The organism is Pseudomonas svalbardensis, from assembly GCF_030053115.1.
GTDB classification, from domain to species: Bacteria; Pseudomonadota; Gammaproteobacteria; order Pseudomonadales; family Pseudomonadaceae; genus Aquipseudomonas; species Aquipseudomonas svalbardensis.
Genome location: NZ_CP125619.1, coordinates 634,278 through 660,825 on the forward strand (window position 1 = coordinate 634,278; position 26,548 = coordinate 660,825).

The 26,548-nt window shown below is 59.4% G+C and carries 25 protein-coding genes; 11 read left to right on the forward strand and 14 right to left on the reverse strand.

From position 1 onward, the window contains the following. Positions 1–146 precede the first annotated feature (146 nt). From QFX16_RS02810 to QFX16_RS02835, 6 genes are all read right to left on the reverse strand, one after another. Positions 147–719, reverse strand: coding sequence for a HupE/UreJ family protein (locus QFX16_RS02810; RefSeq protein ID WP_283182741.1), 573 nt, complete (start codon positions 717–719; stop codon positions 147–149). Between the two features lie 35 nt (positions 720–754). Continuing rightward, positions 755–1,369: an urease accessory protein UreG gene (gene ureG, locus QFX16_RS02815; protein WP_008157381.1), complete on the reverse strand. Its 615-nt coding sequence runs from the start codon at positions 1,367–1,369 to the stop codon at positions 755–757. A gap of 23 nt (positions 1,370–1,392) precedes the next feature. Next, the gene (locus QFX16_RS02820; RefSeq protein ID WP_283182742.1) at positions 1,393–2,067 is read right to left on the reverse strand and encodes an urease accessory protein UreF; all 675 of its coding nucleotides are present in this window, start codon (positions 2,065–2,067) and stop codon (positions 1,393–1,395) included. Continuing rightward, positions 2,064–2,564 carry an urease accessory protein UreE gene (gene ureE, locus QFX16_RS02825; protein ID WP_283182743.1) on the reverse strand — a complete coding sequence of 167 codons (501 nt, stop codon included), beginning with the start codon at positions 2,562–2,564 and terminating at the stop codon, positions 2,064–2,066. Before ureE ends, QFX16_RS02820 begins: the two co-directional genes overlap by 4 nt. A 285-nt stretch (positions 2,565–2,849) precedes the next feature. After that, positions 2,850–3,482, reverse strand: a complete 633-nt coding sequence (locus QFX16_RS02830) for a TetR family transcriptional regulator (RefSeq protein WP_283182744.1) — start codon at positions 3,480–3,482, stop codon at positions 2,850–2,852. A gap of 156 nt (positions 3,483–3,638) precedes the next feature. Continuing rightward, on the reverse strand, positions 3,639–4,151 hold the full coding sequence (locus QFX16_RS02835; protein ID WP_283182745.1) for a WD40 repeat domain-containing protein: 513 nt from the start codon (positions 4,149–4,151) through the stop codon (positions 3,639–3,641). A 386-nt stretch (positions 4,152–4,537) separates the two neighbouring features. On the opposite strand from QFX16_RS02835, the gene QFX16_RS02840 reads away from it, so the two are divergent. Further along, a complete protein-coding gene (locus QFX16_RS02840; protein ID WP_283182746.1) occupies positions 4,538–6,613 on the forward strand; it encodes an AsmA family protein in 2,076 nt (691 codons plus the stop codon). A 130-nt stretch (positions 6,614–6,743) separates the two neighbouring features. On the opposite strand, the gene QFX16_RS02845 is transcribed toward QFX16_RS02840, so the two are convergent. Together QFX16_RS02845 and QFX16_RS02850 are read right to left on the reverse strand one after the other, a co-directional pair. Beyond that, on the reverse strand, positions 6,744–7,274 hold the full coding sequence (locus QFX16_RS02845) for a ferritin-like domain-containing protein (RefSeq protein ID WP_283182747.1): 531 nt from the start codon (positions 7,272–7,274) through the stop codon (positions 6,744–6,746). Positions 7,275–7,402: 128 nt separating this feature from the next. Continuing rightward, entirely contained in the window at positions 7,403–8,317 is a 915-nt protein-coding gene (locus QFX16_RS02850; RefSeq protein WP_283182748.1) for a LysR substrate-binding domain-containing protein, read from the reverse strand. Between the two features lie 110 nt (positions 8,318–8,427). On the opposite strand from QFX16_RS02850, the gene QFX16_RS02855 reads away from it, so the two are divergent. The 3 genes from QFX16_RS02855 to QFX16_RS02865 all read left to right on the forward strand — a co-directional run bounded on the left by QFX16_RS02855 (position 8,428) and on the right by QFX16_RS02865 (position 10,372). Continuing rightward, on the forward strand, positions 8,428–9,066 hold the full coding sequence (locus QFX16_RS02855) for an FMN-dependent NADH-azoreductase (protein WP_283182749.1): 639 nt from the start codon (positions 8,428–8,430) through the stop codon (positions 9,064–9,066). Then, complete coding sequence (locus QFX16_RS02860; protein WP_283182750.1) at positions 9,067–9,372, forward strand: DMT family transporter; 306 nt, start codon at positions 9,067–9,069, stop codon at positions 9,370–9,372. A gap of 109 nt (positions 9,373–9,481) precedes the next feature. Beyond that, a complete protein-coding gene (locus tag QFX16_RS02865; protein ID WP_283182751.1) occupies positions 9,482–10,372 on the forward strand; it encodes an esterase/lipase family protein in 891 nt (296 codons plus the stop codon). A gap of 109 nt (positions 10,373–10,481) precedes the next feature. Here the strand turns inward: QFX16_RS02865 and QFX16_RS02870 are convergent, their stop codons facing one another. Both QFX16_RS02870 and QFX16_RS02875 read right to left on the reverse strand, forming a co-directional pair. Then, positions 10,482–11,417: an IS110 family RNA-guided transposase gene (locus QFX16_RS02870; protein WP_283180612.1), complete on the reverse strand. Its 936-nt coding sequence runs from the start codon at positions 11,415–11,417 to the stop codon at positions 10,482–10,484. Between the two features lie 222 nt (positions 11,418–11,639). After that, positions 11,640–12,527 carry a DMT family transporter gene (locus QFX16_RS02875; RefSeq protein ID WP_283182752.1) on the reverse strand — a complete coding sequence of 296 codons (888 nt, stop codon included), beginning with the start codon at positions 12,525–12,527 and terminating at the stop codon, positions 11,640–11,642. A gap of 96 nt (positions 12,528–12,623) precedes the next feature. Between QFX16_RS02875 and QFX16_RS02880 the strand changes: the two genes are divergently transcribed. The 3 genes from QFX16_RS02880 (at position 12,624) to QFX16_RS02890 (ending at position 14,946) form a co-directional block, all read left to right on the forward strand. After that, positions 12,624–13,418, forward strand: a complete 795-nt coding sequence (locus QFX16_RS02880) for an AraC family transcriptional regulator (protein WP_283182753.1) — start codon at positions 12,624–12,626, stop codon at positions 13,416–13,418. A 64-nt stretch (positions 13,419–13,482) separates the two neighbouring features. Then, positions 13,483–13,788: a PsiF family protein gene (locus QFX16_RS02885; RefSeq protein WP_283182754.1), complete on the forward strand. Its 306-nt coding sequence runs from the start codon at positions 13,483–13,485 to the stop codon at positions 13,786–13,788. Between the two features lie 144 nt (positions 13,789–13,932). Further along, positions 13,933–14,946 carry an AI-2E family transporter gene (locus tag QFX16_RS02890; RefSeq protein ID WP_223433627.1) on the forward strand — a complete coding sequence of 338 codons (1,014 nt, stop codon included), beginning with the start codon at positions 13,933–13,935 and terminating at the stop codon, positions 14,944–14,946. A gap of 130 nt (positions 14,947–15,076) precedes the next feature. On the opposite strand, the gene QFX16_RS02895 is transcribed toward QFX16_RS02890, so the two are convergent. Next, the gene (locus QFX16_RS02895; protein WP_283182755.1) at positions 15,077–16,351 is read right to left on the reverse strand and encodes an Hsp70 family protein; all 1,275 of its coding nucleotides are present in this window, start codon (positions 16,349–16,351) and stop codon (positions 15,077–15,079) included. 297 nt (positions 16,352–16,648) lie between these two features. On the opposite strand from QFX16_RS02895, the gene QFX16_RS02900 reads away from it, so the two are divergent. The 4 genes from QFX16_RS02900 to QFX16_RS02915 all read left to right on the forward strand — a co-directional run bounded on the left by QFX16_RS02900 (position 16,649) and on the right by QFX16_RS02915 (position 23,844). Beyond that, entirely contained in the window at positions 16,649–17,596 is a 948-nt protein-coding gene (locus QFX16_RS02900) for a DnaJ C-terminal domain-containing protein (RefSeq protein WP_283182756.1), read from the forward strand. Positions 17,597–17,619: 23 nt separating this feature from the next. Further along, positions 17,620–17,925, forward strand: coding sequence for a chaperone modulator CbpM (locus tag QFX16_RS02905; protein ID WP_283182757.1), 306 nt, complete (start codon positions 17,620–17,622; stop codon positions 17,923–17,925). A 561-nt stretch (positions 17,926–18,486) separates the two neighbouring features. After that, positions 18,487–23,592 (forward strand): NEL-type E3 ubiquitin ligase domain-containing protein, encoded by a 5,106-nt coding sequence (locus QFX16_RS02910; protein WP_283182758.1) that lies wholly within the window; start codon positions 18,487–18,489, stop codon positions 23,590–23,592. A 90-nt stretch (positions 23,593–23,682) separates the two neighbouring features. After that, on the forward strand, positions 23,683–23,844 hold the full coding sequence (locus QFX16_RS02915; RefSeq protein ID WP_283182759.1) for a hypothetical protein: 162 nt from the start codon (positions 23,683–23,685) through the stop codon (positions 23,842–23,844). A gap of 4 nt (positions 23,845–23,848) precedes the next feature. On the opposite strand, the gene ureC is transcribed toward QFX16_RS02915, so the two are convergent. The 3 genes from ureC to QFX16_RS02930 all read right to left on the reverse strand — a co-directional run bounded on the left by ureC (position 23,849) and on the right by QFX16_RS02930 (position 26,542). Further along, positions 23,849–25,549: an urease subunit alpha gene (gene ureC / locus QFX16_RS02920; RefSeq protein ID WP_283182760.1), complete on the reverse strand. Its 1,701-nt coding sequence runs from the start codon at positions 25,547–25,549 to the stop codon at positions 23,849–23,851. 154 nt (positions 25,550–25,703) lie between these two features. Then, complete coding sequence (locus QFX16_RS02925) at positions 25,704–26,009, reverse strand: urease subunit beta (RefSeq protein WP_030128285.1); 306 nt, start codon at positions 26,007–26,009, stop codon at positions 25,704–25,706. Continuing rightward, positions 26,009–26,542: a GNAT family N-acetyltransferase gene (locus QFX16_RS02930; protein ID WP_283182761.1), complete on the reverse strand. Its 534-nt coding sequence runs from the start codon at positions 26,540–26,542 to the stop codon at positions 26,009–26,011. Before QFX16_RS02930 ends, QFX16_RS02925 begins: the two co-directional genes overlap by 1 nt. Positions 26,543–26,548 lie beyond the last annotated feature (6 nt).

Consider the following 26,548-nt stretch of genomic DNA (forward strand, 5'->3'; position numbering starts at 1 on the left):
CAGGCCTGAGAGATGCGGTGTCTGTCAGACCTATATCGCGAGCAGGCTCGCTCCCACACTGGAACTGTGCACACAGAACAAAGGTGGGAGCGACGGTGCGACGATTCGACCTGCTCGCGATGAGGCCATCACAGGCGATAAAGAAATCAGCCCGCCAACAACCACACGCCAGTCGCCGCTGAGGCCGCACCCGCCAGTCGAACCAACGGCGCCGCCGCTTGCGGCAACACCCGCACCACGGCATAACCCAATCCATGCAACGCAGCCGTCGCCGCTATAAAACCCGCCGCATATGCCCAAGGGCTCGACATCTGCGGCAACTCCAGCCCGTGCGCCACCCCGTGGAAAAGCGCAAACAAAGCGGTTGCCGCAACGGCGAGGCTCAACGGCGGACGCACGGCCAAAGCCACCGCCAGACCCAGTGCCAGCACCGACGCCGCAATCCCGCTCTCCAGCGCCGGCAGGTTCAGCCCTTCAAACCCCAGCAACCCGCCGATCAGCATGATGCCGACGAATGTGCACGGCAGCGCCCAGCGTGCAGCGCCTTTCTGTTGTGCCGCCCACAAACCGACCGCAACCATTGCCAGCAAGTGATCGAGGCCACCGACCGGGTGGCTGATGCCGGCGATCAAACCGTTGTCGCCATGCCCCGGGTGGGCGAAGGCGATGGCCGGGGTCAGCAGCAGGGCCATGGCGCCCAGAATGCGTTTAAGTGTCATGGATAAGCTTCCTTGTTGATAAAAGTTGGTCGTGTTCACGCCGCTGTCAGCAGGCCTTGGCGTTCGATGAAGGCGATGATTTCTTCCAGGCCGAGGCCGGTTTTCTGGTTGCTGAAAACGAACGGCTTGCCGTTGCGCATGCGCTTGGTGTCGCTGTCCATCAGTTCCAGCGACGCACCCACCAATGGCGCGAGGTCGATTTTGTTGATCACCAGCAGATCCGATTTGCAGATTCCCGGGCCGCCCTTGCGCGGCAGTTTGTCGCCGGCCGAGACGTCGATCACATAAATGGTCAGGTCGGACAGCTCTGGGCTGAAGGTGGCAGACAGGTTGTCGCCACCGGATTCCACAAGGATCAGGTCCAGCCCCGGAAAGCGGCGGTTCAGTTGGTCCACGGCTTCGAGGTTGATCGAAGCGTCTTCGCGGATCGCCGTGTGCGGGCAGCCACCGGTTTCCACGCCGATGATCCGCTCCGGCGCCAGGGCCTCGTTGCGCACCAGAAAGTCGGCGTCTTCACGGGTGTAGATGTCGTTGGTGACCACCGCCAGGTTGTAGCGGTCGCGCAGCGCCAGGCACAGGGCCAAAGTCAAAGCGGTTTTGCCGGAACCGACCGGGCCGCCGATGCCGACGCGCAGAGGTTGTGTGTTCATGTGATTCTCCAAAAATAAAGGCCCTAGGAACGGAACAGACGGCTGTACTGGCGCTCATGGGCCATGCACGCCAGGGACAGGCCGAAAGCGGCGCTGCCATAGTGTTCGGGGTTGATTCGGGTGGCGTTCTGCTGAGCCTCTTGCAGCAGCGGCAGCAGTTCGCTGGTCAGGCGTTGCGCGGCTTGCTGGCCCAGCGGCAGGGTTTTCATCAGCACTGCCAGTTGGTTTTCCAGCCAACTCCAGAGCCACGCCGCCAGCGCGTCCTGCGGGCTGATTTTCCAGGCGCTAGCGGCCAGTGCCCAGCCGAGGGCCAAGTGCGGCTCGGGACGTTGTTCAAGAAAGGCGCGGGCCGGAGCATCAAGCTCAGGCAAACCGTTGAGCAGTTGCTGCAACGAATAGCCCATCTGCCGGCTCTCCTGATGCAGCTCGCGAGTTTCCCGGCTGGCGCGATGTTCTTCGCAGCGTTGCAGCAGTTCGGCCCAGTTTTCTTCTGCCGCGGCCACACAATGGGCGAGCAGCAACGGCGCTTCGAAACGCGCTAGGTTCAGCAGCAACTGATCACTGATCCAGCGACGGGCGCTGTCAGGACCATTCACCCGACCGTTATCCACAGCCATTTCCAGGCCTTGGGAATAGCTGTAACCGCCAATCGGCAACTGCGGACTGGCCAGGCGCAGCAGCGCCCAGGCTGGGTTCATAGCCGCACGCCGAACTGGTGCAGTTTCGGCGGGTAGTTGAAGTCTTCATCGCCGTGGCGCGAATGGTGATGGCCGCCGCCATAGGCGCCGTGTTCCGGCTGGAACGGCGCTTCAATGTTCTCGACCTTGGCATCAAGCTGTTCGAGCATGGCCTTGAGCACGTAGTCGTCGAGCAGGCGTAACCAGCCGTCGCCAACTTGCAGGGCGACGTGGCGGTTGCCGAGGTGATAGGCGGCGCGAGTCAGTTCGAAAGCATTGGCGCAGGTGACGTGCAGCAGTTGTTCGGCCCGGGCGCAGACGCGGACGATGCGCCCGTCTTCGGCTTGCAGGCACTCGCCGTCATACAGGGGCGGCTGACCGCGCTCCAAAAACAATCCGACGTCCTCACCCTCGGCACTGAAACAGCGCAAACGGCTTTTGCTCCGGGCTTCGAAGATCAGGTGCAACTCGGCGGCCCAGACGGGTTGAGGGTCGATTCTGCGATGAATCACCAGCATCGGAAGGCTTCCAGCAATGGACAATGCTTAGGCTAGAGCAAGGGGCTTGCCAATCGGGTGATGCGTGGGAAATGCCTGTCGGAGCTTGGTGGTCATTTCTGGATGTCGCAGAATTTTGAGCGGGAGTGGTGCGTGGATGTTTGAGTTGCACCGAATTGATGCGTTGATTGTTTTTTGTGGGAGCGAGCTTGCTCGCGATGATGGCGGTGTATCCGTCGCATGAAGTGTTGATTGCACTGACGCTATCGTCGGAACGCCGCCCGGAGCAAGCTCGCTCCCACAGGGTTACTCGGTGCTGCCCAAGCCTTGCCAGTGTTTGAGGCCAATAAAGATAAAGCGCAACTGCTGAGTGATTTTTGCCTGCGGCGTCAGATGCTCGGGCAGCGCCTGCGCCGGCGGATCAATGATGTCCGGCAAGGTCGCGAACACGCTTTTAACAATCAGATCAGCCATGACACTCAGGCCGGCGATGTCCAGGTGTTGCAGTTTCGGCATCAAGGACAAGTCGGCCGCCAGGTCCGAGCTGATGTCTTCGCGCAAACGGCCGATGGCCTGGCGCACTGGCAGCGAACCGCCGTACTGCTCGCGGGCCAGAAACAGGAACTGCGAGCGATTGGCCGTAACCACGTCGAGAAAGATCCGCACCGAGGCGTCAATGATGCCGCCCATGACGAACTCGTTGTGGCGCACCAAGCGAATGGTTTCGCGGAAGGTCTGACCGACTTCACTCACCAGCACCAGGCCCAGTTCATCCATATCGGAGAAATGCCGGTAGAAACCGGTGGGCACAATCCCGGCGGTTCTGGCGACTTCGCGCAGGCTCAGGCTGCCGAATCCTCGGCCGCATTCCATCAAGTGGCGGGCAGCGTCCATCAGGGCGTTGCGGGTCTGTTGTTTCTGTTCGGCGCGGGGCAGCATCGCAAGGGTATTTTCTGGATAAGACAGCGGCGCACTCTAGCAAATCGGCTTTACCGGCGTCGAACGACTATCGGGGGATCAAGCGGGGAAGTGAGGCATCTATAACGTCAAAAGCCCAATCCGGAGATTGGGCTTTTTTTCAGGGCCGCCATCGGCTCAGCTCAAAGCGCTGTTGCGTTCGATGACACGGTCACCACCACCTTCGGCCAGGGTTTGACCTTGTGGAGTGCGATCGGAACCATCAGCAGCGAGGGTTTGACCTTGTGGAGTGCGATCGGAACCATCAGCAGCCAGGGTTTGACCTTGTGGAGTGCGATCGGAACCATCAGCAGCCAGGGTTTGACCTTGTGGAGTGCGATCGGAACCATCAGCAGCCAGGGTTTGACCTTGTGGAGTGCGATCGGAACCATCAGCAGCCAGGGTTTGACCTTGTGGCGTACGGTCCGAACCATCCTGGGTGATCAGGCCTTTTTCCTTCAGGCGATCATTGCCACCTTCGGCAAGGGTCTGGCCTTGTGGAGTGCGGTCGGAGCCATCGGCTGCGACGGTTTGGCTGAACACCGAGTGGGTGGATTTGACTTGTGGGGTTGCCTGGTCAGCAGCCGGCAGGGCGAAAGCTGTGCTGGCCAGCATCGAGAGGGTAAGGCTAAACAGTAATTGGCGTTTCATGATTGGGTGCTCCGTAGGAGGGCGATAAAGTGGGTACGAGGGCAATGCTACTCTCGATAAGTCGATATAAAAGTTCATAAACGCAATGGTAATAATCAACGGAATTGATTGTTCCGTGAGACGGCTCTAAATCGGGCGTTTCCGGCGGACGCTTTTGCGCTGAGATGGGTATTTTCGACTCACTTGCGCCTTGCAAAAGTGCGGGTCCGGTAACGCTGGATTGAGGGGTATCCTGTCGCCGACCGATTATTTGAGCGTTAAGCGGTATTTCGGTTAAACCTGCGCGCCATTTCCCAGTCCTAGACTCCATGGCAGGCCGGTTCTGTCCTAACGTTTCAAACGTGCGTCGCAGTCAGGGCGCTCAGTCGTATCAGGAGCCCTGTGCAATGACGCGCACTCGTAAAGTTGTTACCTGGAGCCTCGCCAGCCTTGTTGTCTTGCTGGCCGTACTGGTTCTGATCATCGCGTTCTTCGATTGGAACCGGATCAAACCACCGCTTAACGCCAAAATTTCCGAAGAGCTGCACCGCCCGTTCGCCATCAACGGCAACCTCGCGGTGGTCTGGCAGCAGGAACCCGATGAGGGCGGCTGGCGCGCGTGGGTGCCGTGGCCGCATGTCGTGGCGGAGGACCTGAGCCTGGGCAACCCGGACTGGTCGAAGAAGCCGCAGATGGTCACCCTCAAACGCGTCGAGTTGCGCATCTCGCCCTTAGCCTTGTTGGCTCGACGCGTGGTGATCCCGCGTATTGACCTGATCGAGCCGAATGCCGACCTCCAGCGCCTGGCCGATGGTCGCGCCAACTGGACCTTCAAATTCGACCCCAAAGACCCGAACGCCGAGCCTTCAAGCTGGGTGGTGGACATCGGTGCGATCGGCTTCGACAAAGGCCACGTCACCCTCGACGACCAGAACCTGAAGACTCAGCTCGACTTGATCATCGACCCGCTGGGCAAACCGATTCCGTTCAGTGACATCGTCGGTGATAAAGCGGCGAAAACCGCGTCGGAGAAGGGCGCTGCGCCGCAGGATTACGCATTCGCGCTGAAGGTCAAAGGCCAATACCACGGCCAGAAACTCGCGGGCGAAGGCAAAATCGGCGGCCTGCTGGCGTTGCAGGACGCGGCCAGACCGTTCCCGCTTCAGGCACAAATGAAGATCGCTGACACCCGCGTCGAACTTGCCGGCACCCTCACCGATCCACTGAACCTCGGCGCCATGGACTTGCGCCTGAAACTGGCCGGCACCAGCCTGGGCAATCTCTACCCGCTGACCGGCGTGACCCTGCCGGATACACCGCCGTACGAGACTGACGGCCACTTGATCGCCAAGCTGAATGAAGCGGATGGTGCAGTGTTCCGTTACGAAGAATTCAACGGCAAGATCGGTCAGAGCGACATCCATGGCAGCCTGGCCTATGTCGCCAGTCAGCCGCGCCCGAAGCTGAGCGGATCGCTGGTTTCCAATCAACTGCTGTTTGCCGACCTGGCCCCGCTGATCGGTGCCGATTCCAACACCAAACAAAAGGCCCGTGGCGGTGAAAGCAAGCAGCCGGCGGACAAGGTATTGCCGGTCGAAGAGTTTAAAACCGAACGCTGGCGCGATATGGACGCTGACGTCGAGTTCACTGGCAAGCGCATCGTCCACAGCGAAAAACTGCCGTTCAAGGATCTCTACACCCACCTGATACTCACTGACGGCGTGCTCAGCCTTGAGCCCCTGCGCTTCGGCGTAGCCGGTGGCAATCTCGATGCTCAGATTCGCCTCAATGGCCGAACCGAACCATTGGAAGGCAAGGCCAAACTCACCGCGCGCAAATTCAAACTCAAGCAGCTGTTCCCGACCTTTGAACCGATGAAAACCAGTTTCGGCGAGCTCAATGGCGATGCCAACATCACCGGTCGTGGCAACTCGGTGGCCAAGCTGCTGGGAACCGCCAATGGCAATCTGAAGATGCTGATTAACGATGGCGCTATCAGTCGCGAGTTGATGGAGCTGGCCGGGCTCAACGTCGGCAACTATGTGGTCAGCAAGATCTTTGGCGACAAGGAAGTGAAGATCAACTGCGCTGCCGCCGACTTCGACATCAAGACCGGACTGGCGACCACGCGCCTGTTCGTCTTCGATACCGAAAACGCGATCATCTACATCGATGGCACGGCCAACATGGCGACTGAGCAACTGGACCTGACCATCACCCCGGAATCCAAGGGCTGGCGGTTGATATCGCTGCGTTCGCCGCTGTACGTGCGGGGCAAGTTCATCAAGCCTGATGCAGGTGTGAAGGCTGTGCCGCTGATACTGCGCGGGGCCGGGATGGTGGCGTTGGGCGTCATTGCCGCACCGGCGGCGGGGTTGCTGGCGCTGGTGGCGCCGAGCGGTGGCGAACCGAATCAGTGCGCGCCGTTGCTGGAGCAGATGAAGGCCGGCAAGGCGCCAGTCACCGTCAAACCCACAAAGTAAACGGTTGGCTATGAGGACGCCTTCGTCGGAATGCCGCCCAGACCAAGCCTCGCTCCTACAGACTAGGTGATCCCCTGTAGCAGCGAGCGATGCGGCGCCCGACCTGCCCGCGAAAGCGGTTTAACAGGCGCTACAGATCTTTCAGAAGGTCGGCCATGTCATCGGCATGCTCTTCTTCCTGGGCCAGGATGTCTTCGAAGATGCGCCGTGTGGTCGGGTCTTTCTCGCCGACGTACTGAATGATCTCGCGATAGCTGTCGATGGCAATTCGCTCAGCGACCAGGTCTTCGTAGACCATCTCTTTAAGTGAATTGCCGGCCACGTATTGCGCGTGGGAGTTTTTCGACAGCAAGTCAGGGTTGAACTCCGGCTCACCGCCCAGTTGCACGATACGCTCGGCCAGACGATCGGCGTGTTGGGCTTCCTGGGTCGCGTGTTCGAGGAATTCGTCGGCGGCGACCTGGGCTTTCAGGCCGCTGGCCATAAAGTAGTGGCGCTTGTAACGCAACACGCAGACCAGTTCGGTGGCCAGCGATTCGTTGAGCAGGCGCAGCACTTCTTCACGGTTGGCGCTGTAGCTTTCGGTCACCGCACCGTTCTCGACGTTCTTGCGGGCACGTTCGCGAAGGGTGGTTACATCGGACAATTGCATGTCGCTCATCTCAATCTCCTGGAGGCTAATCCGGTTTGCGTCACCTTCTATAGAAGTGATCGCTACCTAGGGTGTGAGTGATGAGCGCGGCGAAAAGTTTTATGTAATTTGCCATTCACCAGCGTTGCTCAAAGCAATCACGCCAGCGCATGCCCGGACAGCAGCGCCTCCTCGCGCAGCCAGGCAAAAAACGCCCGGACCGGCGGGTGTCGTTCACGTCCCGGCACGCAGAGGGCGCTGTATCCGGCGCCATCAACCTGGATTTCGCCCCGATACGCCACCAGCAAACCACTGGCCACGCTCTCGGACACCAGAATATTGCTCGCCAACACCAGGCCTTGCCCGGCAATCGCCGCTTGCAGGGCGTAATGTTCCTCGTCGTATTCACGGACCGCTGGCTGCCCCGCAAGCCAGGTCTCGCCGGACTGCGCGCACCAGGCCTCCCAGCCATGGGCGTACAGCTTTGAGTTGTGCCAGCGCACGCTGATCAGCGTCGGCGCTCGACTGGCGGCCAGGGCGACTTGCTCGGGCGAGCCATAGACACCGAAGGATTCGTCGAACAGACACAGGCCATACAGGTTCGGGTAATCATCGAGGCTGTAGCGCAGCACCAGATCGACGCTGGCGTCCTGATGCAAATCGATGACTTCGCAATGGGTATCGAGCCGCAGGCTGATGTTCGGGTGCCGGGCGTAGAACCGGCCCAGCCGGGGCACCAGCCATAACGCAGCGAAAGCGGCGGTGGTGGAGATCGTCAGGCTCGCGCTGCTGCGTTGCGGGCGCAGTGTATCGACACTTTGCGCCACTTCCAGCAAGGCGCCGTGCAAGCTGTGGAACAGCCGTTCACCGCAGTCCGTCAGGCGAACTTGCCGTGGCAACCGCTCGAATAACGGCACACCGAGCCAGGTCTCCAGCGAACGAATCTGATGGGAAACCGCCGTCGGCGTCACCGAGAGTTCTTCGGCGGCTGCCTTGAAGCTCAGCAGGCGCGAGGCGGATTCAAAGGCGCGCAGGGCGGTCAGCGGTAGCGAGGCAAACATTGAAAGCTCCATGGATGAAGTAAATTCATCCAGACTGATTTTTGCTCATTTGAAGAGGGGCGGCTAGGCGCTTCAAGCTGCAAGCCACAAGCAGATTGAGTTTAGTCCTTCAGGAGATTCAGATGAGCACAATTCTTGCCGTGCATGCCAGCCCCCGTGGCGACCGTTCTCACTCCCGGCGCCTGGCAGAGGTGTTTCTTTCAGCCTGGCAGGCGGCCAATCCTCAGTCGCACCTGACCCGTCGCGAAGTCGGTCGAGCGTTGATTCCGCCGGTCAACGAGGCTTTTGTGGCCGCCGCGTTTTACCCCGAACCCGATGCGCGGCCGCTGTCGATGCAGGCCGACCTGGCGTTCAGCGATGAACTGGTAGGCGAGTTGCTCGGTCACGATTTATTGGTGATATCCACACCGATGCACAACTTCAGCGTGCCCAGCGGCCTCAAGGCCTGGATCGATCAGATTGTGCGACTCGGGTTGACCTTCAATCACACCCTGGACAATGGCGTCGCTCAATACGAGCCGCTGGTGCAGGGCAAAAAGGCGTTGATCGTCACCAGTCGCGGTGGGTTCGGTTTCGGGCCCGGTGGAGAACTTGAGGCGATGAACCATGCCGATCCGTTATTGCGAACGGCATTGGGGTTCATCGGCATTACCGACATCACGGTCGTGGCCGCCGAAGGCGAAGAATCCGAGGCGCGCACCTTCCAGATCTCCGCCGCCGAGGCCGAGCAGCGTTTGCGGGCGCTGGCCAAGGAGTTCTAGATGGCCTGGCTGTTTTTGCTGATCGCCGCCGGCTTCGAAGTCACCTTTGCCATGGGCATGAAGTACGCCGAAGGCTTCACCCGGCTCTGGCCGTCGATGATCACCGTGGTGGCCGTGGTGGGCGGGATCTACTTCCTGACCCTGGCCATGCGCGAGTTGCCGGTGAGCATCGCTTACCCGATCTGGACCGCCATCGGCTCACTGGGCACGGTGTTTCTTGGCTTTGCGCTGCTCGGCGAAAGCCTGACGGCGGTCAAACTGGTGTCGGTCGGATTGATCGTGGCGGGGGTGGTGGGGCTGAAGTAGGGTGGGATGTCATAGACTGGTCGTCGAGTTGTCATCTTCGATGCCGATGCTTGGCTGATGTCTTGCATTCAGCCTTGCGTCACCTCACCGATCACAAGGAAGTTCGCCCATGTCGCAAGGTTCCGCCACGCGTTACCCGTTGGTGCTGGTCCCGGGAATGCTCGGGTTTATCCGTCTGCTGCTCTATCCGTACTGGTACGGGATCATCTCGGCGTTGCGTCGGGGTGGGGCGACGGTGATTGCGGTGCAGGTCTCGCCGCTCAATTCAAACGAAGTACGTGGCGAGCAGTTACTGGCGCGGATCGAGGAGATTCTGCGCGAAACCGGGGCCGAGAAGGTCAACCTGATCGGCCATAGCCAAGGCTCGCTCACCGCCCGTTACGCCGCCGCCAAACGCCCGGATCGGGTGGCGTCGGTGACGTCGGTGGCAGGACCCAATCACGGTTCGGAGCTGGCGGATTACCTGCACGAACACTATCCGGGAGACAGCGCCAAGGGGCGTTTGCTCAGCGTTTTGCTGCGCTGGATCAGTGCGCTGATGAGCCTGCTTGAAACCGGTTATCGCGGGCCGAAATTGCCGGTGGATATCCATGCCTCCCATCATTCACTGACGACGGAAGGCGTGGCGCTGTTCAACCAGCGTTATCCACAGGGTTTGCCTGAAACCTGGGGCGGGCATGGGCCGGAAGAGGTCAACGGCGTGCGGTATTACTCATGGTCCGGGACCTTGCAGCCGGGCAAGACCGACCGCGGGCGAAATCTGTTTGACGGGACCAACCGCAGTTGTCGGTTATTTGCCAGAACCTTCGTTCGGGAGGTCGGGCATTGCGACGGGATGGTCGGGCGTTACAGCTCGCATCTGGGGACAGTGATTGGTGACGGGTATCCGATGGATCACTTCGATATCGTCAATCAGTCGTTGGGTTTGGTGGGCAAGGGCGCGGAGCCGGTCCGGTTGTTTGTCGAGCATGCTGCGCGGCTGAAAGCTGCCGGGGTTTAGACCGCGTTATCGTTCATCGTCGGAACGCCGCCCGGAGCCGGCTCGCTCCCACAGGGGCAATGCATTCCAAAATGTGGGAGATTCTATGTTGCAGGGCAACCCCGCAACCTCAGGCCGGGTGGTATTCGCTCTGATTTTTCATCAGGGCAAATGCCACCCGGCAGAGTTTCCGGGCAAGGGCCACCAAGGCCTGGGTTTTCGAGAAGCCTCTTGCCAAATACGACTCGTAAAACGGTTTCCATTTAGCTGAGCGACAGGCTGCCATTGCGGCGTTGTAAGCCAACCGGCGGACTTCCGGATCCCCTTTTTTTGTCAGGTGCCGGGGGCCGTTCTTCTTCCCGGAGTCATCGACCGTAAGGTCCATCCCTAGAAACGCGATGAACGCATCACTATTGGCAAAATCACCGCGCATAAAGGTCGTCGCCAACCCGGTTGCAGTCAGTTCGCCAACCCCTTCGATGGCTTTGCAGCGGTCGATATTCTCTTCAATACCCGCCTCTTTGCTGACCTTGCGCAGCAGTTTCTGAATGGCCTGATCCGCTTGCTTGAAGGCCTTTTGCTGGGCGCTCTGTACTTTCTTCAACAAGGGTTCATTGGCCCAGCTCAGCATCAGACCGGCATGGTTCTGGATCAGCGTTGCACGTCTGTGGAGCAGGCTTTTCAGCGAGGTGTAGGCCTTGGGTGGTGGGCTCCAGATCCGCAGTCCGTCTTGTTCGTTCGTCAAATAACGCGCCAGCAGACGGGCATCGCAGGGATCGTTCTTGGCTCGTTGGCCGATGCCGCGGCGATAGTTGCTCACCCGATAAGCATCCACGACATAGACCTGGTGCCCCATCGCATGGGCCAGCTCGACGGTGTCCAGGTGGTAGATGTTGGTGGCTTCAACGGCGATAGCGCTTTGGGCGGGCAATGTTTTAAGCCAGCGTTTGAGGGCTGTTCGATCGTTCTTGATGGTGTCAGTGGTTAGCCGGTCGGAGCGATAGACAACTATTTCGGTCTTGGCGATATCGACGCCAACCACCGTCTGCGAAGTAAGGATTGTCATGACGAATCCTCGGAGCTAGGGTTTAAGAGCTTGTCGGGGTCTACCGTTGCGCTGGCTTGCCTCTATCGTCGGTTTTACCGATGAATTCCTTATCGGCGCTTTGGGTAGAAGGGGCGGGATGAGAAGTCTCCCACGGTCTGTACTGGTCAGAATCGAGCTTTTAGTCCCGCCCACCCCTTCAAGTCTAAACATACAAGCGAGCTTGCTCGCGATAGCGTCAGATCAGGCAACACTGACCTTACGGCCTAGAACTGTGGTCCAGCGCTCCGAAAGAATCACCCCACCCAGCGTCAACACCCCACCGACCAGGTGATACATCGCCAACTGCTCATGCAGCACCACCGCCGCAATCAGCGCAGTAATCAGCGGCAGCAGATTGAAAAACAGCGTGGTCCGGCTCGGCCCCAGGCGGATCACGGCCTGCATCCACGCCAATGGCGCAACCATCGAGGCCAGCAGGCAGGCGTAAAGCACCAGCGGAATGTTCTGCACCGTCGGGCCGATCTTCGGTGAGGCGAGGAACAGCGGAAACAGCACCACCACCGCCACCCATACCTGCAAATACAGCAACACCAGCGGCGGCAAACGCAGCTGCCACTTTTTCAATAGCGTGCTGTAGATCGCGTAGGCCAGGGTGGCGATCAGCATCATTGCGTCACCCAGGTTCACCCCGTGTTCCAGCAACGCGCCAAGGCTGCCGGAGGAGACGACCACCAAAACCCCCGCGAGCGACAGCACCGCACCAGCCAGTGCGCCGATGGTCAGGCGCTGGCCGAGGCTAATGATCGCCATGACCAGCGACATCAGTGGCATCAGCGACAGGATGATGCCCATGTTGGTGGCCGAGGTCAGGCTCGCTGCGAAGTACGCCAGGCTTTGGTAAACAGCCATGCCGAGCACGCCGAGCACAACGATCTTGCCCAGGTTCGGGCGGATCGCTGGCCAATGGGCGATCACCGGTTTGAGCATGAAGGGTGTGAACAGCAGTCCGGCAAGCAGCCAGCGATAAAAGCCGATCTCGGCGGGGAAGATCGCCCCGGCCGACATTTTGGTGATTACGGTGTTGCCGGCCCAGATGAAAATGGCCAGCAGGGGATAAGCGTATTGCATCAGAGAAAACCAGAGCGTTAATGAGGGGGGATTATCGCCTGTCTGGATACAAGCCTATACTTCGATACAGACAGCCTGCCCCTGATGACGGACAGCATGAATAGTAAACACATCAATTTGCTCGACTTCAGCGAACTGCCTGCCCCGGTGTACTTCCGTTATGCCGACTTTGATGCGCATCGTTATGCCTCGGCGCACCGTCATCCATGGGGCACGCTGGAGTATTCAGCCCACGGCGTATTGCACATGGAAATCGGTGGCAGCCGCTTCATGTCACCGCCGCAATATGCGGTGTGGGTGCCGCCGCAGACCGAGCACAGCTTCTATAGCCATCAGCCAATCAACTATCGCGCGGTCTGCCTGGCGCCGATGATGTGCCACGACCTGCCGCAACAGGCCTGCACCCTGGCCATCAGCGACATCCTCAAAGCGATCCTCAAAGACTTTGCCGCCCGGGATATGAAGATTCCCGAGCACGAAGCCGACAAACGTCTGGCTCAGGTGTTGGTAGATCAGCTGCAGCAGGCGCCGGTGCATGAGTGTTATTTGCCCTACGCCAGCAGCCCCGGCTTGCTCGCGATACTCGAAGCCTTGCAGGCCGAGCCCGGTGATAACCGGCCCTTGGCGGAATGGGCCGCGCAGATCCATGTCAGCGAACGCACCCTGGCGCGGCGGTTCGTGCGTGAGTTGGGCATGAGTTTTGGTGAGTGGCGGCAGCGGTTGCGGTTTCTGGCGGCGATCGAAGCGCTGGACAGCCACCGCAGCATCCAGGAGATCGCGTTCGACATGGGCTACAGCACCGGTTCAGCGTTTATCGCGATGTTTCAACGCCAGGCGGAGTGCACGCCGGAACAGTATCGACGCAGTCACCTTGAGACCCGGAAGGTGTAACAGGTGTTGTCTACACTCCAGAGCGAGGCCGTGCTCGTCGGTGCGGCAACAAGGAGAAAACTCCATGAAGATGTTGCGTGTCCCTTTGTTGATCATCGGTTTGCTGCTCTGCGCCCAAAGCTTTGCCGCCACCGAGCAACAGAACAAGATGACCACCTGCAATGCTGACGCTACCGCGAAAACCCTCAAGGGAGACGAACGCAAAGCCTTCATGAGCAATTGCCTCAAAGCTGCACCCGCCGCCGATGCCGCCAAACCCCTGACTCCTCAGCAAGAAAAAATGAAAACCTGCAACGCCGATGCCGCCACTCAGGCGCTCAAGGGCGACGCGCGCAAAACCTTCATGAGCGATTGCCTGAAGAAAAAATAAACAACATGCTTGGGTGTGGGGGCGGGAAAGGCACTGAAAAAAGTCGCCAGCGCCCCCACTAAGGTCGACCTACACAATCCCTAGTGCTGGCATCGGAACGCTGGCAGACTGCCAATCCTTTTACGCCGTTCGTTTTGAGGCTGTATGCCAACGTTTTCTCAACGCCAAGTCTTGTTGTCAATCAGTTGGGTCATCATCTTTGGTGGTTTGTTGCTGGTGATCCCGCTGCGATTGCTGCCCAGTCTGTTGGCCGGGCTGCTGGTGTTCGAACTGGTCAACATGCTCACCCCGCAATTGCAGCGCCTGATCGAAGGTCGGCGTGCGCGGTGGCTGGCGGTGGCGTTGTTGGGGACGCTAGTGGTCAGTGTGTTGACGCTGATCTTTGCCGGTGCCTTCAGCTTTCTGCTGCATGAAGCGGAAAACCCCGGCGCTTCTCTCGACAAATTCATGGTTGTGGTTGATCGGGCGCGCGGGCAACTGCCGCCGTTCATCGACGCCTATCTGCCCGCCAGCGCCGCCGAGTTCCGTGTGGCGATTGGCGAGTGGGTGAGCAAGCACCTCAGCGACTTGCAGTTGGTGGGCAAGGACGCGGCGCACATGTTTGTGACGCTGCTGATCGGCATGGTGCTGGGGGCGATCATTGCCTTGCAGCGCGTGCCGGACGTGACCAAGCGCAAGCCCTTGGCCGCCGCGCTGTTCGACCGCTTGCATCTGCTGGTCCAGGCGTTTCGCAACATCGTGTTCGCCCAGATCAAGATTTCCCTGCTCAACACCTTCTTCACCGGGATTTTCCTGGCGGTGGTCCTGCCGATGTTCGGGATCAAGCTGCCGCTGACCAAAACCCTGATCGTACTGACGTTCCTGCTCGGCCTGCTGCCGGTGATCGGCAACCTGATGTCGAACACCCTGATCACCATCGTCGGTTTGTCGCTGTCGATCTGGGTGGCCGTGGCGGCGCTGGGTTACCTGATTGTTATCCACAAGCTCGAATACTTCCTCAACGCGCGCATTGTCGGCGGGCAGATCAGTGCCAAGTCGTGGGAGTTGCTACTGGCGATGCTGGTGTTCGAGGCCGCGTTCGGCCTGCCGGGGGTGGTGGCAGGGCCGATTTACTACGCGTATCTGAAGAGTGAGTTGAAGCAGGTGGGGATGGTTTGATCCAAGGGATGCAGTGCCTGGTCTGACGCCATCGCGAGCAAGCCCGCTCCTACATTAAACCGAGTTCCTTCAGATGGAGTACGGTCGAATGTGTGCGGGCTTGCTCGCGAAGGGCTCGCCTCGGTCTTGATCAGTCCATGTTGCCGTAGCGCTTCATCGCTTCAATCGCCAAGCCACTGCCGATGCTGCCGAAGATGTTCCCTTCCACATGCTGCGCGTTCGGCAACATCGCCGAGACGCTGTTGCGCAGTGCCGGAATCCCGCTCGAACCGCCGGTGAAGAACACCGTGTCCACCTGATCGACCCGCACGTTGGCGTCGTTCAGCAACTGGGTCACGCTGTTGCGCACGCGCTCCAGCAAGTTGTCGATGGCCGATTCGAACAGTGCCCGGCTCAACTCCACGCTCAAACCCGGTTCGATGCGGTCCAGCGGCACATGGCGGCTGTCGGCGTGGGTGAGCTGGATCTTGGTTTCTTCCACTTCCATGGCCAGCCAGTGGCCGGCGCGCTGGTCGATCAGCTTGAACAGGCGATCGATGCCGCCGGTGTCTTCGATGTCGTAGCGCATGCTGCCCAGCGCCAGGCTCGACTTTTGCGAGTACACCGAGTTGATGGTGTGCCAGGTCGCCAGGTTCATGTGGTGGCTGGTCGGCATGTAAGCGCCGCTCTTCATCCGGCTGCCGTAGCCGAACAGTGGCATCAGGCCTTGGAGGCTCAGCTGCTTGTCGAAATCGGTCCCGCCGATGTGCACGCCGCCGGTGGCGAGGATGTCATCGTGACGGTTGTCGTGAGTACGGCGTTCAGGGGACAGGCGCACCAGCGAGAAGTCCGACGTACCACCGCCGATGTCGACGATCAGTACCAGCTCTTCTTTTTCGATGGTCGACTCATAGTCGAATGCCGCCGCGATCGGTTCGTACTGGAACGACACGTCCTTGAAACCGATGGCGCGGGCCACGTCCACCAGGGTGTTTTCGGCTTCCTGGTCGGCCATTTCATCGTCGTCGACGAAGAACACCGGACGACCCAGTACCACTTCCTCGAACTCGCGACCGGCGGCGGTTTCGGCGCGCTTCTTCAGCTGGCCGATAAACAGTCCGAGCAGGTCCTTGAACGGCATCGCCGTGCCGAGGACGCTGGTGTCGTGCTTGATCAGCTTGGAGCCCAACAGGCTCTTGAGCGAGCGCATCAGCCGGCCTTCATAGCCTTCCAGGTACTCGTGCAGCGCCAGCCGGCCGTACACCGGGCGGCGTTCTTCCATGTTGAAGAAGACCACCGAAGGCAGGGTGATCTTGTCGTCCTCCAGCGCGATCAGCGTTTCCATGCCGGGGCGCAGCCAGCCGACGGTGGAGTTGGACGTGCCGAAGTCGATACCACAGGCACGGGCTGGAGATGCGTTTTTCATGTCTTTCGAGTTCCGGTTAAAAAACGGCCGCGCAGTGTATGTCAGTGCGGCGCAGATTCGAAGGCCGACTATCTGCTAAATCACCACGAATAGCGCCTTGATAAGCTGGCCCGATGCCCCAAACTTGTCTGCATCGACCCTGGCAGCCATTCGGCGGTCGCAAGAACTGCCCACCGCTGCCGATAAACTTCTGATGCGCTGCCCGGTCACAACCTTGAGATCGGTCAACCTCGCGGCTGCCAATAAGCGCATGCTGCCGGTGGTGGCGCGATATCGATAACGGATGGTGATCCTTAGATGGACTTCAAAGACTATTACAAGATTCTCGGTGTGGAACCGACCGCGGACGATAAGACGATCAAGGCCGCCTATCGCAAACTGGCGCGCAAGTATCACCCGGACGTCAGCAAGGAAAAGGACGCCGAGTCCAAATTCAAAGACGCCTCGGAAGCCTATGAAGCGCTGAAAAGCGCCGACAAGCGCGCCGAATACGACGACTTGCGCAAATACGGCCAGCACGGCCAACCGTTCCAGGGCCCGCCGGGTTGGCAGGGTCGTGGCGCAGGCGGATTCGGCGGTGGTCAGGACACAGGCGATTTTTCGGACTTCTTCAGTTCGATTTTCGGCAACCGTGGTCCTGGTTTTGGTGGTGGACAGCCGGGCCGAAGCGCCGGGCGTCGAGGGCAAGACGTGGAAATGGAACTCGGGATTTTTCTGGAAGAAACCCTTTCGAACGAATCGAAGAAGGTCACCTTCCAGGTGCCGCAGTACAACGCTGCCGGCCAGCATGTCAGCAACACCAGCAAAAGCCTGAACGTGAAGATCCCGGCCGGCGTGGCCGACGGCGAGCGCATCCGCCTCAAGGGCCAGGGTGCACCGGGCACTGGTGGCGGGGCCAATGGCGACTTGTTCTTGATCATTCGCTTTGCGCCGCACCCCAAGTTCGACGTCGAAGGCGAAAACCTGATCATTACCTTGCCGCTGGCTCCGTGGGAGTTGGCATTAGGTACTGAGGTGGCAGTGCCTACACTGACAGGCAAGATCAACCTCAAGATTCCGGCCGGCAGTCAGAATGGCCAGCGCATGCGCGCCAAGGGCCACGGTTTGCTGAACAAGGCCGGTCATCGCGGTTATCTGTTTGTACAGCTCAAGGCAGTCATGCCTAAAACCTCGGACGACGAGGTCAAGGCGTTGTGGCAGGAACTGGCGAAAAAAGCGGCTTTCAACCCCAGAGAACACTTCTGATCCCAGAGACGGAGTAGCCCATCATGAGCAACCCCCTGATCGTTCAACTGGACATGGCAGAATTCTGTGAGGCGACCGACCTGTCGGACGTCTACGTGATCGAAATCGTCGAACACGGCATCCTCGAACCTCAGGGCGCACTGCCCAAGGATTGGCGTTTCAACGATTATGAGCTGGCGCTGGCCAAGCGTGCCGCCAAGCTGCGTCACGATCTGGAGCTGGAGTGGGCAGGCGTCGCCCTGGCGCTGGACCTGCTGGAAGAGGTCCAGCAACTGCGGGCCGAGAACCGCATGCTCAAGCAGCGGTTGGCTCGGTTGATCGTCGAGTAGCCAAAATATAGGGATAAACACTCGATATGCGGCGTTCCGACAAGCCCCTCACCACAATGCGGTGCTGCTGAACATCATCGGCTACAAAACCACCCGCGACACTCTCGGCAACACCACACTAAACGTCGTGCCTTCGGTCTCGCTGGAGCTGACCTCGATCGTGCCTGATACCACTTGTTTGATAACGCCATGACCCGTCGGTAAAACAGCGTGCGGCAAGAGCATAAGACCAACGGGTGTTATTTATATATGTTCAACTCTTTAATAGTTGAACGATCACGCTATTGAATGGCCGTCGGTCCAGCAGTTTTTTAGTCTTTTATTTCAGGGGGTGCCGCTTAAGCTGATCACTCCTATCGTTACTTTGGTTGTTACATAATGTCTGAATTAAAAGGGTTGGAAAGTGTTGAGCAAGGTCCGCTTAATCCAGTTGCACATAAAGGTCCTCACCACGAACGTATTGTCCAGGTACTGCCCCGCGCCATAACAGAAGCGCCGGTGAGCCGACTGTTATCACTGGACGGTTTAAATGATTTAAATACAATTTTTCCCGATTGGTACATGAACGCGTCGAGCCTCAATCGGCAACACCTCAAGGAACTGGTCGAGGAGCGCTGGCGCTTGCAAGCGAAGGTCGATGGCCCGCTGAAAAACCTGCAACAGGACATTCAGGCGTTCGCCAAACCCTTGCTGTCCACGCTCATCAGGTCGAATTTCAACACCCGTGTCGACGTCAGCCAACTGACGGTGAAGCTGTATGTGCCAGACAAGATTCTCTTCGGTATCGACCGTGGCGCCAGCTATCTGCGCGAATCCACGCTGCTGGAGGCGGCCTTGCATAACTTCGAAGAGCCGGAAATCGCTGAAGATCATTTCAGGACCGGTTCCGGTGTGTATTCGAGGAACTTCAAAGGAGAGTTGAAACTTGAAGCAACAATGACGACCAAAAAAATCGCCACGCTGTGTCGGCGGCTGGACGTGGGGGCACAGTATCAAACCCATATAAAAAGCATTCTGTTGCCGGCTGATCCAAAGGCCAGGCAGCTATTGGAAGAGCATGCGCTGGCCGCGCAGAAAGCGTCCTTTAATTTGGACGCGTTGATGGCTTATTTGAAAAAAGATATCAGCGACTATGCCTACGGCAAACTTCAACAGGTGCGTGATGGCAAAAGCGATATCAACTTTCATGGTCAGCCACTGCACCGGCATCGGCTCTCACTGATGGGTTTCGCGTTGCACGGCATCGTGTTGTTCAGTGCGGTGAGCCAGCCGTCCAGGGTCAAGTCGTTGGTCGACGAATTGACGCCTGACGGTCTGAAGTTCTGGAGCGACTGGTCGCAACGCATGCCGGCGCTGACGGGTAGTTACTACGACAAGTACAAACTGTTGCAGTCGTTCCTGGCCAACGGCCCTGCCGGCGTGCATGAGGACATGCTGCGCCGCGAAGATATCTATCAGCAAAGTCATCTGGACGGACCGGTCATTGCCTACGTGCCGGACGATCCGCTGCACCCGCTGAAAGAGTACAACTCGCTCGCCGACTTCATGAAAGAGCTGCTTGGCCAACTGCGCGATACGCAGTATCAGGAATTTTTCAGTCGCTTCGTGGCGCAAAAGGACAAGGGCAAATTCTTCGCCCGGGTCAAAGAGCGGCTGACGCGTGTTGTCTGGCAACAACGCGAGCCGTTGGACATGGGCCCCTGGTGGCGGGAAACCGCAGTCGAGAACCCGACCGCAGAGCCCATCACCAACCTGATTGCCGGGGACTTGTGGCAATGGTTGTATGTCGACAAACGCAATAAAGCCATCGCCGATGCGCGCGTGATCGCGGTGCCGACCGGCGATGAGGATGCCACCACGCGCTGGAAGCGCCTGACCAGCTATCTGGACATTGGCTGGAACGTGTTCAACTTTGTCGGGATGTTGATCCCCGGCCTGGGGGAAGTCCTGTTGGGGGTGATGGTCGCGCAGATCGCCGATGAGCTGGTGGAGGGCATCGAGGACTGGAGCAAGGGCGACCGGGAGGAGGCCGGGGCGCACATCAATGGGGTACTGATCAACTTTGCCCAATTGGCGCTGATGGGCGCCGGGCACGTGCTGCCTCGGGGAGCCGTCGCAGCGGTCAAGCCCAGCGCGTTGATCGACAGCCTGCAACCGGTGGAACTGCCCGGTGGCAAGACCCGCCTGTGGAAACCCGACGTCGGGCCTTACGCGCACCCGGTGGCGCTGCCGGCCAACGCCGTGCCCAACGACATCGGCCTGATTGAACAGGGCGGCAAGCAGTGGCTACGGCTGGAGGAAAAAAACTATCAGGTGAGCCAGGACCCGTTGAAGGGGCAGTATCGACTGGAACATCCGCAGCGCCGCACGGCCTACAAACCAGTGGTGGAGCACAACAAGGCCGGTGCCTGGAAGGTCGAGACCGAGCGACCGCTGGAGTGGGAAGCGAAACGGTTGATGCAACGCATGGACACCACGCTTGACGGATACTCTGCGCAGACGTTAGGCATGATTCAACACGTGAGCGGGGTAGACGAAAGTCTGCTGCGCCGGTTGCACGTCGAGCATGAAACACCGCCCGCGCTGCTGCGCGATACCTTCTTGCGCTTCAATACCTATGCCGATGCAGAGCGATTTTCGCAGCACATCGAGGCTAACCAGATTCCAGAGACGATGATCGGCTTTGTGCCAGAGGTCACGGTTGAACTGCCGCGCTGGCCCGAGAACCGGACGTTGGAAGTTTTCGAGGCGTCGGATCGTTCCGGGACCTCCGTCAAACACGGCAATGCAACGGCATCTGAGCCGATGACGATCAAGGTCAGTCGTTCCGAAGTGGCTGCCGGAAAGCTGCCCGAGCGAGTCATTGAATCGCTGAACGAAACCGAGATTCGCGACCTGCTCGGCGAAGACGTCGTGGTGGGTACCCCTGAGCGTATTGATGCGCTGCGCAAGCAGTTGGTCGTGCAGGCAGGGAAGCACAAGAAAACCGTATTCGATGCACTTTACAAAGGCCGCGATGTTTCCAGCGACCCTCGTGTGCAACGAGTGCTCAGTGACGTTCCAGAGTTGCCGGCCAGCGTTGCGCTGGAACTGCTGGAGCATGCCGAGCCGGCCGATTTGCGACACCTGAGCGAAAAACAGCGCCTCTCGCTGCGTTTGCGTCAACAGGCCCGGGCGGTGCGTGACCGGGTGCGATTGAACCGTGCGTATGAGGGCCTCTATCTTGAGGAGCTGGCCAGTGCCGACTCGCGCAGGCTCGAACTGGACTCCTTGGCCGGCCTGCCAGGATGGTCCGATGAGGTGCGGATCGAAATTCGCGAACTGGGGTTTGCCGGGAAGCTGCACGCCAGCGTGGGTCCGGAAAATGCGCAGATCCGCAAGGTGCTGATTCTTGAGGAAGACGGGCGCTACCAGACGCGGGACGCGGATGATCGGCATTTGCACGGCACCGATGAGTTCTATGCTTCGGTCTTGCACGCCCTGCCGGATGCGCAACGCAACGCGTTGGGCTATGGCATTCACGAAGGCGCACGGCTCAAGTTTGATGTACAGCGCTCACCCCTGAGCCATGATCAGTTCGCGTCGACGTTGCTTGAACATCCGATTCGTAAGCCGACTTACGATCCGCACACGATGAAGCTGCCTGGAGGCATGGACGGCTATCGAAGCGTTTCCGGGGAGTCGAATTCACGGCTTCGCGTACGCAGCCTTTATCCAACCCTCACAGATACAGAACTCGATGCGTTTATTGAGACCTTGCGCCAGCGAAATACCTCGGTTGGGCTAGAGGTCCAGGCGCTTGAAATCGAATTCAACCAGATGGTTTCAACCCTGACCCGCTGGGTGAACGGGCCGACCCGGGATTTTCGTTTGAGCCCCAGCGGCTTTGCCGAAGTGGAAGCCAGGAATACCCTCGCCAAAAAGATCAGGCAGTGTTGGCAGCGTACTGGTCCAAGGCACGTGGATGCGAATGGGAGGGTTCTTGGACAGACACTGGACCTGAGCAATTTTGAATTGCATATGCACATCGATCGTATGCCCCGACTGGCGGCCAACTTCGATCACGTCACGCGTCTGTGGTTACGCAATACCGGGCTATCGAATGTCGAGCAACCTTTTCTTCGTCCCTTTCGCAAGGTGCACGTACTGGATCTTGCGCGGAACAAATTGACGTCGCTGCCATCGAGCATCGCCCATATGCCACACCTGACAGACCTGGATCTCACGCACAACCGGATTGTGCTTAACATCCTTGATCGCGAGATGCTCAAAAACCGTACCCTGCTGACCAGTTTACGTCTGGGTGAAAACCCGTTGGGGTTATTACCTAACATCAGTCGCATGCCTGACTTGCATACCCTGGTGCTGTCTAATACAGGGGCCACCACGTGGCCGTCCGGACTGTTTGACCGACCACGGTTCAGGCACTTTTTCCTGGACCTGCGTTACAACGTGTTGACAGACATTCCGCAGGTTACTCCGGGCACGTGGGGAGCAGAGCTGTTGGGGCGCACGTGGCTCAGTCGCGAGCCCGCGTGGATATCAGCTGAAAATCTGGAACGCCTCAAAGACTATGTTCGGTCGGTGGGCATGGACCCTGAGCGTCCTTACCCTCCCATGGGTGTGCGCACCAGCATCCAGTGGGAGGAAGGATTGACCCGACGTGATTGGGTCAGCAAGCAAGAGGTCTGGAACGCGGTTGAGGATGAATTCAACTCAACGGATTTTTTTGAAGAAATCAATGCCCTGACCCAGTCCGCCGACTTCACCGCCAGCAAGGTCTATCGAGCCGATTTGACGGCCAAGGTCTGGCGAATGCTGGACACCATGGCTGAGAACGCTCCATTACGAGAGCAGTTTTTCAGGGAGGCCAACATGCGATCCAACTGCGTCGATGGCGCCACACAGCTTTTCAACGTCATGGGTGTGGAGGTGCTGGTCCACGAAGCATTGGCGCTCGGCAATAACGGTTTGATCGAGGCTGAGCTGGTGAGCCTGGCAAGGGGCAAGTCGCGCCTGGATGAAGTCGAGAGAATCGCCAAGCGTCATATCGTGGAGCGCGAGGCGGCGGGTGAGCAATTCCGACGTGAGGACGCCGCACGTAATGTCACAGGTACCATTGATGAGGTGGAGGTTCACCTGGCCTTCATGACGGACCTGGCGCAGCGGCTGGACCTGCCGTGGCAGGCGCGCGGCATGCAGTTTCGCAAGATCGCAGGCGTCACCAGCGAAATGATCGAGGGCGCCTATCAACGGGTTTTGGGGCTGGAGGAGGGTGACCTGCTGCGTAACTCGATTGCCGAGCAACCTTTCTGGAAATCCTTCGTCGAGCGTTTGAATGGCTCGCGCTTCAGGGCGATTGATCGCAAGACCTTTACCACCACCGAGTTCAAGGTTGCTTTGGATGAACGGGCGGACAGCGCAACTCTGTCGCTGGAGGAAAAGGCTGGTTTGAAAGAGCGAATCCGCGTACTGGCCGCTGAGCTTGGTGAGCCGGAAAGTGCCTTCGCCCCCGGCCAGATCATGACCGACGAGGCCTATGCCCAAGCGCTGGAAACGATCAAGGCCGAGCGTGAAGCCTTGCTGTTGCAGCTGACCCAGGAAGCCATGGACCGGGCGAAACTGAATCGGGTTGAAATACCTTTTACGGTTGCCCCGGGCAACTGATACCTGAACGTCTCAGCCTCGATGCGAAGCCGTTGTGCTTCGCATCGAGCGTGCTGAGCAACTCATTGAAAAGAACATGAGGAACATCTGATGACTGCGTTGCAAGGAAGCAACGGTGCCGATCATGCGCGGGCGTTGACCGCTGAAGAATACGGACCCAATACCGAGATTATAAAAAATGCCATCCCGCACTGGCGGATCAAGGCCTCGCCCGAGTGCCGCATTGTGCACTCGGGGCTTTTGTGCGCTTGAGGCGTCAGAACAGGAAATAGCGCTGAGCCATCGGCAGCACATCCGCCGGTTCACACCACAGCAAAACGCCGTCAGCCTTTACCTGATAAGTCTGCGGATCGACGTCGATGTTCGGCAGGTAATCGTTGTGTATCAGGTCGGTTTTCTGCACCTCGCGGCAACCTTTGACCACGGCGATTTTCTTCTTCAGGCCCAAGGCTTCGGGCAAACCGGCCGTCTGCGCCGCCTGGCTGATGAAGGTCAGGCTGGTGGCATGCAGCGAGCCGCCGTAACTGGCGAACATCGGGCGGTAGTGCACCGGTTGCGGTGTTGGGATCGACGCGTTGGCATCGCCCATCAGGCTGGCCGCGATGGCGCCGCCCTTGAGGATCAGCGTTGGTTTGACCCCGAAAAACGCCGGACGCCAGAGCACCAGATCGGCCCATTTACCCACTTCGACCGAGCCCACTTCATGGCTGATGCCGTGAGTGATCGCCGGGTTGATCGTGTACTTGGCGATGTAGCGTTTGGCGCGGAAGTTGTCGTTACCTTCGCCGTCACCGGGCAATGGGCCGCGCTGTTTTTTCATCTTGTCGGCGGTCTGCCAGGTGCGCGTAATCACTTCGCCAACGCGGCCCATGGCCTGGCTGTCGGAGCTGATCATCGAGAACGCGCCGAGGTCGTGAAGGATGTCTTCGGCGGCGATGGTTTCACGGCGGATACGGCTTTCGGCGAAGGCCACGTCTTCGGCAATGCTTGGGTCCAGGTGATGGCAGACCATCAGCATGTCGAGGTGTTCGTCGATGGTGTTGCGGGTGAACGGCCGGGTCGGGTTGGTGGAACTCGGCAGCACGTTGGCAAACCCGCAGGCCTTGATGATGTCCGGGGCATGACCGCCGCCCGCACCTTCGGTGTGATAGGTGTGGATGGTGCGGCCCTTGAAAGCGGCGAGGGTGGTTTCGACGAATCCCGACTCGTTGAGCGTGTCGGTGTGGATCGCCACTTGTACATCGTACTGGTCGGCGACGTTCAGGCAGTTGTCGATGCTCGCCGGGGTGGTGCCCCAGTCTTCGTGCAACTTCAGCCCGATGGCGCCGGCCTTGACCTGCTCGATCAACGGCTCCGGCAGACTGGCGTTGCCCTTGCCGGTAAAGCCAATGTTCATGGGGAACGCATCGGCGGCCTGGAGCATGCGCGCCAGGTGCCACGGTCCGGACGTGCAGGTGGTTGCATTGGTGCCCGTGGCCGGGCCGGTGCCGCCGCCGATCATGGTGGTGACGCCGCTCATCAATGCTTCTTCGATCTGCTGTGGGCAGATGAAATGGATGTGCGTGTCGATGCCGCCCGCGGTGAGGATCATGCCTTCACCGGCGATGACTTCGGTGCTGGCACCGACCGCGATGGTCACGTTCGGCTGGATGTCCGGGTTGCCGGCCTTGCCGATGGCGGCGATGCGGCCGTCCTTGAGGCCGACGTCGGCCTTGATGATGCCCCAGTGGTCGATGATCAGTGCATTGGTGATCAGGGTGTCGACCACTTCTGCGGCCAGTAATTGGCTTTGACCCTGACCATCGCGGATGACTTTGCCGCCGCCGAATTTCACTTCTTCGCCGTAGGTGGTGAAGTCCTTTTCCACTTCGATCCACAGCTCGGTGTCGGCCAGACGGACCTTGTCACCGACGGTGGGGCCGAACATGTCGGCGTAGGCCTGACGGGAAATCTTCATTCGTTCGCCTTGAGATTCAATTGAATTTGAAATCGTTCGCTGCGCTCACTTTCGCGAGCAGGCTCGCTCCCACAGTTGATCGCATTCCCCTGTGGGAGCGACGGTGCGACGATTCGACCTGCTCGCGAAGGGGCCGGTGCAGACGCCGGAATATTTAGAGATCCCCCATGATCCGCCCGGCAAACCCGAACACCCGGCGATGCCCGGCCAGGTCCACCAACTCGACCTCGCGGCTCTGCCCCGGCTCGAAACGCACGGCGGTGCCGGCGGGGATGTTCAGGCGCATACCGCGGCTGGCGGCGCGGTCGAATGTCAGGGCGTCGTTGGTTTCGAAAAAATGATAGTGCGAGCCAACCTGAATCGGCCGGTCGCCGCTGTTGGCCACCTTCAGGCTGAGGGTGCGGCGGCCAACGTTGAGTTCGATGTCACCGGGCTGGATCTGGTATTCACCGGGAATCATCAATGGGCTCCCTGGAGGATCTTGTAGTAGAGGGCGGTCGGTTTGTAGCGGCCGCTCGGGTCGCAGGCAAAGTCGGGGATTTCGCCGGCGCGGGTGTAACCCAGGGCCTTGTAGAAGTCTTCGGCGGGAGAGCCGGCCTCGGTGTCGAGGTAGAGCATGCCGCGCTTGTGCTGGAGGGCGGCCGTTTCCAGCGCACTCATCAACTGCTGCCCCAGACCCCGGCGACGCGCATGTTCACGCACCAGCAGTTTTTGCACTTCGGCGCGATTCAGGCCGTTGGCTTTCTGGCACAGGGTCAGTTGCACACTGGCCTGCACTTGCTCGTCCTTGACCACCACCCACAGCAGCACGTTGCCCTTGTTCAGGTTCTCCTGGACATCATCGAAATAGGCTCGGGCCTGGGTGGCGTCCAGATTGGCCATGAACCCGACGCTGGCGCCATAGCCGACGGCGTCGAGCAGCAGATCAATCAAACCCTGACGATAGTGCGCAAAGCTTTCAACATTGACGCGGCGCAGTTGGGCGGCGTTCATGGGCAA

Coding starts and splice junctions, on each gene's coding strand:
- QFX16_RS02810 (WP_283182741.1), bottom strand. CDS start 719: ATGACACTTAAACGCATTCTGGGCGCCATGGCCCTGCTGCTGACCCCG.
- ureG (WP_008157381.1), bottom strand. CDS start 1,369: ATGAACACACAACCTCTGCGCGTCGGCATCGGCGGCCCGGTCGGTTCC.
- QFX16_RS02820 (WP_283182742.1), bottom strand. CDS start 2,067: ATGAACCCAGCCTGGGCGCTGCTGCGCCTGGCCAGTCCGCAGTTGCCG.
- ureE (WP_283182743.1), bottom strand. CDS start 2,564: ATGCTGGTGATTCATCGCAGAATCGACCCTCAACCCGTCTGGGCCGCC.
- QFX16_RS02830 (WP_283182744.1), bottom strand. CDS start 3,482: ATGCTGCCCCGCGCCGAACAGAAACAACAGACCCGCAACGCCCTGATG.
- QFX16_RS02835 (WP_283182745.1), bottom strand. CDS start 4,151: ATGAAACGCCAATTACTGTTTAGCCTTACCCTCTCGATGCTGGCCAGC.
- QFX16_RS02840 (WP_283182746.1), top strand. CDS start 4,538: ATGACGCGCACTCGTAAAGTTGTTACCTGGAGCCTCGCCAGCCTTGTT.
- QFX16_RS02845 (WP_283182747.1), bottom strand. CDS start 7,274: ATGAGCGACATGCAATTGTCCGATGTAACCACCCTTCGCGAACGTGCC.
- QFX16_RS02850 (WP_283182748.1), bottom strand. CDS start 8,317: ATGGAGCTTTCAATGTTTGCCTCGCTACCGCTGACCGCCCTGCGCGCC.
- QFX16_RS02855 (WP_283182749.1), top strand. CDS start 8,428: ATGAGCACAATTCTTGCCGTGCATGCCAGCCCCCGTGGCGACCGTTCT.
- QFX16_RS02860 (WP_283182750.1), top strand. CDS start 9,067: ATGGCCTGGCTGTTTTTGCTGATCGCCGCCGGCTTCGAAGTCACCTTT.
- QFX16_RS02865 (WP_283182751.1), top strand. CDS start 9,482: ATGTCGCAAGGTTCCGCCACGCGTTACCCGTTGGTGCTGGTCCCGGGA.
- QFX16_RS02870 (WP_283180612.1), bottom strand. CDS start 11,417: ATGACAATCCTTACTTCGCAGACGGTGGTTGGCGTCGATATCGCCAAG.
- QFX16_RS02875 (WP_283182752.1), bottom strand. CDS start 12,527: ATGCAATACGCTTATCCCCTGCTGGCCATTTTCATCTGGGCCGGCAAC.
- QFX16_RS02880 (WP_283182753.1), top strand. CDS start 12,624: ATGAATAGTAAACACATCAATTTGCTCGACTTCAGCGAACTGCCTGCC.
- QFX16_RS02885 (WP_283182754.1), top strand. CDS start 13,483: ATGAAGATGTTGCGTGTCCCTTTGTTGATCATCGGTTTGCTGCTCTGC.
- QFX16_RS02890 (WP_223433627.1), top strand. CDS start 13,933: ATGCCAACGTTTTCTCAACGCCAAGTCTTGTTGTCAATCAGTTGGGTC.
- QFX16_RS02895 (WP_283182755.1), bottom strand. CDS start 16,351: ATGAAAAACGCATCTCCAGCCCGTGCCTGTGGTATCGACTTCGGCACG.
- QFX16_RS02900 (WP_283182756.1), top strand. CDS start 16,649: ATGGACTTCAAAGACTATTACAAGATTCTCGGTGTGGAACCGACCGCG.
- QFX16_RS02905 (WP_283182757.1), top strand. CDS start 17,620: ATGAGCAACCCCCTGATCGTTCAACTGGACATGGCAGAATTCTGTGAG.
- QFX16_RS02910 (WP_283182758.1), top strand. CDS start 18,487: ATGAACGCGTCGAGCCTCAATCGGCAACACCTCAAGGAACTGGTCGAG.
- QFX16_RS02915 (WP_283182759.1), top strand. CDS start 23,683: ATGACTGCGTTGCAAGGAAGCAACGGTGCCGATCATGCGCGGGCGTTG.
- ureC (WP_283182760.1), bottom strand. CDS start 25,549: ATGAAGATTTCCCGTCAGGCCTACGCCGACATGTTCGGCCCCACCGTC.
- QFX16_RS02925 (WP_030128285.1), bottom strand. CDS start 26,009: ATGATTCCCGGTGAATACCAGATCCAGCCCGGTGACATCGAACTCAAC.
- QFX16_RS02930 (WP_283182761.1), bottom strand. CDS start 26,542: ATGAACGCCGCCCAACTGCGCCGCGTCAATGTTGAAAGCTTTGCGCAC.